Below are 2,207 nucleotides of genomic sequence, written 5' to 3' on the forward strand. Positions count from 1 at the left end.
AACGAGGTCGCGGCCGCTGGCGCCGCGCCTGTCGGCCAGCGCGAGGGCGGCGGCGACCGACGGGCTGCTGATATGAACGATCGATTCGTTGTGGGTGTCGTCATATTCGAGCGCCTGGGACAGCGCTCCGTTGACGAATGCGGCGCCTGGCGCGCTTGAGCGCGCGCCCGTTCCCCACAGGCGCGACTCGGTTCCCGGATAGAGATCGCCGGCCGAATCCGCGAGCGACTTCCCGAACTGCGTCGACCGGCCGGCGATCGACAGGCCGATGACGTCGAGGATGCGCAGGCGCGTGACTTCGACGATCCGCCTCGGCAGATCCTCGAAGGCCGCGCCGGCGACCCATTGCGAGATGGTCTGCGACCGCGACGTCACTCCGTCCTCCGCTCCTTCGCCAAGTTACCGGTAACATGAACCGTTAGTCAGTCGGCGGGACAGGCACAAGAAAGATTGGCGGACGGTGGCCGTTGCGCTTAATTCAGCGGGCTGCGGCGGTCGACGGCGACCGTGCTCGGGAGCGGCACTCCGCTGGGGGAGGCGCGTTTGCCTGCATCAAAGACCAGGTCCGGTGCGATCACCATGCGCCATGTCGCCGAGCGGGCGCGCGTTTCGCGGATGACCGTGTCGCGCGCGCTGAACAAGCCGGGCACGGTCAACGAGGGCCTCAGAAAGCGCGTCCTCGATGCCGTGGCGGAGCTGGGCTATGTCCACAACCAGCTTGCGCGCAACCTGTCGTCGCAGCGCTCGAACGTGATCGGCCTGGTCCTTCCGAGCCTCGAGAATTCGATCTTCGCGCAGACCCTCAAGGGCATATCGGACATCCTGAGGCCGATCGGGTTCCACCTGATGGTCGCCGAGAGCACCGACGACCCCGAGGACGAAGAGCAGGTCGTGGCCGCCTTCGTTGCTCAGCGGATCGCCGGAATCATCCTCCATTCGACCAACCACACGCCGGCGACGGTGCGGATGCTGCGAAGCTCGAACACGCCCGTGGTCGAGAACGGCGACTTTCCGGCCGAGCCGATCGACATGGTCGTGAGCTATTCGAACCGGGCCGCGGCGAAGGCGATGACGCTCCACCTCGCGCGGCTCGGCTACAGGAAGATCGCCTTCGCCGGACTCGCAGCCAATCCGCGGGCCGACCAGCGCCGGCTCGGCTATCTCGACGCGCTGCGCGAAACCGGCCTCGCGACGGAGCCCTCGCGCGTGGTCAGCGTTTCGCGCGGCTTCGCCGGCGGGACGGAGGCGATCGCCTGCATCGCCAACAGGCTCCCCGACACCGACGCCCTGTTCTGCGCCGGCGACGTGCTTGCGGCGGGCGCCTTGTTCGAATGCGACCGAAGGCGCTGGCGGGTCCCCGGCCGGCTGGCGATCGCGAGCTTCGACGACCTCGAGCTGATGCGCCACGTGCGGCCGGCGATCACGTCGCTCCGGCTCGCCCGCTACGAGATCGGCCACCGAAGCGCGCAGATGCTTCTCGACCGGATGGAGCAGGCGAGCATGCCGGTCACGTTCGTCGACCTCGGGTTCGAGATCGTCCAGCGGGCGAGCACCTGAGCGGTCAGCCCGGCGCGGAGTCGAGCTCGGCGAACGCTTCGCGCGCGATCCGGGTCGAATCGAGCCCCGCGGGTATTCCGCAATAGACCGCGACCTGGAGCAGCGCTTCGCGGATCTCGTCGCGCGTGAGGCCGTTGGTGAGCGCCGCCTTGACGTGAAGCCTGAGCTCGTGCGGGCGGTTGAGAGCGCTGATCATGCCGATGTTGAGGAGGCTCCGGTCGCGCCTCGAAAGGCCCGGCCGGGACCAGATCCTGCCCCAGCAATATTCGGTCGAGAGTTCCTGGATCGGCCGGCTGAAATCGTCGGCCGATGCCAGCGAGCGCTCGACATAGTCATCGCCGAGCACTTCCTTGCGCAAGGCGAGCCCGCGGTCGAAATTGTCATTTGCCACAATCGTCTCCTTCCATGATCTGGAAATCCATTGCGATACCGGTAACAAGGGGAGGGGCCCCGTCAACCGGCGGGCGCAGGCATTGGGTGAGGCGATGGGAAAGCTGGACGGCCGGGTTGCGCTGGTCACTGGAGCGGCACGCGGGATCGGCCGCGCGGTCGCCCGGGCGCTGGCTCGGGAAGGCGCCGTCGTCGCGGTGACCGACGTGGATTCCGCCGGAGCAACCGAGACGGCGCGGGCGATCGTCGCCGATGGCGGC

General features: G+C 68.0%; 4 protein-coding genes. 2 read left to right on the forward strand and 2 right to left on the reverse strand.

Annotated features, from left to right (window positions below):
* Positions 1 to 375, reverse strand: a 375-nt coding sequence (locus GH737_RS14495; protein WP_196233226.1) for an MmgE/PrpD family protein, incomplete at its 3' end; no start/stop codon positions are given.
* Positions 376 to 543: 168 nt separating this feature from the next.
* Here GH737_RS14495 and GH737_RS14500 point away from each other — a divergent pair.
* Entirely contained in the window at positions 544 to 1,557 is a 1,014-nt protein-coding gene (locus tag GH737_RS14500; protein WP_155265473.1) for a LacI family DNA-binding transcriptional regulator, read from the forward strand.
* A gap of 4 nt (positions 1,558 to 1,561) precedes the next feature.
* Here the strand turns inward: GH737_RS14500 and GH737_RS14505 are convergent, their stop codons facing one another.
* Positions 1,562 to 1,948 (reverse strand): carboxymuconolactone decarboxylase family protein, encoded by a 387-nt coding sequence (locus GH737_RS14505; protein ID WP_155265474.1) that lies wholly within the window; start codon positions 1,946 to 1,948, stop codon positions 1,562 to 1,564.
* A 94-nt stretch (positions 1,949 to 2,042) separates the two neighbouring features.
* Here GH737_RS14505 and GH737_RS14510 point away from each other — a divergent pair.
* Positions 2,043 to 2,207 (forward strand): SDR family NAD(P)-dependent oxidoreductase (locus tag GH737_RS14510; RefSeq protein WP_155265475.1); only part of this gene is annotated, 165 nt, incomplete at its 3' end.

It is taken from the genome of Sphingomonas segetis (assembly GCF_009720245.1).
Classification (GTDB): domain Bacteria; phylum Pseudomonadota; class Alphaproteobacteria; order Sphingomonadales; family Sphingomonadaceae; genus Sphingomicrobium; species Sphingomicrobium segetis.